Here is a 1,064-nt window from a genome sequence, read left to right on the forward strand (position 1 = left end):
AGCACCTTGAGCAAATTGTAATCAAAGTTCATCAACATTATCTCTTTAGCTTTTCTCAAAGCATATCACTTTTGATATAGGCTAAATACTCACAATTCATTTCTGTAATAAACGGGTTAACGACTAAGCTTAGCTGGAAACATATCCTCACAACCAAATGGATGAAACCAGCCATGAAACAAAAATTACTCGTTACTCTATTGGGATTATCAGCGCTAGGTGCCAGCCCTGTATTTGCGGCTAACACCAATGTTGATCTTGCAGAAGATGCTTATATCTACGGCTACTCTATTGATGAAGCGTATAAGTTTTTCTATCACACGGCGGTAGAAAACAACTATCCGCTCAACCGCTTTCAGAATATTCGTGCTCTAGCTGATGACTCTTACACCGCTCACCCAACCATTAATAACGATACGCTTCACCTTATGGGCTGGTTAGATGTTGCTGCAGAACCTGTCATTGTAAGCGTGCCTGATATGGATGAAGGCCGTTACTGGATTTTGCACACAATGGACATGGGCCACTACACCAACGCAGCGTTCAGTTCTCGTACTCGCGGCACAAAAGGCGGCCAGTTCATGTTTGCAGCACAAGATTGGCAAGGTGAAGTGCCAGCTTCTGTCGACGAAGTGGTTCGCGTAGACAGCAACCTTGTGAAGCTGATGGGTCGCATCATGGCAGTGAATGACGAAGATGCAAAAGTCGCGCTTAACTACATGGACCAATGGAACATTCGTACCCTATCGGAATATTTAGGTAAGAACGGTCCAAAACCAGTACAAAGAACGTACCCAGATCCCAAAAATTCAACATGGCTTGAACGCGTGAACTTCGTGCTATGTGATGGCTCGATGGGCAATGCAGACAAACAGTGGTTGGACAAATACCAATCTATCGGTGTTGAACCATGCAAAACTGACTTCACACCTGAGCAGCTAAAACTGGCAAAAGTTGGTGAGAAGAAAGGCATGGAACACCTCGTCGAACTTGCACCTAAAATGACAGATGCTCGTACGTTGCTTGGTACACGCGATACCTTGGGTGATGCGCCACGCGATATT

The 1,064-nt window shown here is 44.8% G+C and carries 1 protein-coding gene; it reads left to right on the plus strand.

The window, feature by feature from the left end; genetic code table 11:
* Positions 1-173: 173 nt before the first annotated feature.
* Positions 174-1,064 (plus strand): DUF1254 domain-containing protein (locus tag R7F07_RS25385; RefSeq protein ID WP_318110693.1); only part of this gene is annotated, 891 nt, incomplete at its 3' end.

The sequence above is a fragment of the Vibrio sp. YT-16 genome (genome assembly GCF_033337405.1).
GTDB lineage: Bacteria > Pseudomonadota > Gammaproteobacteria > Enterobacterales > Vibrionaceae > Vibrio > Vibrio alginolyticus.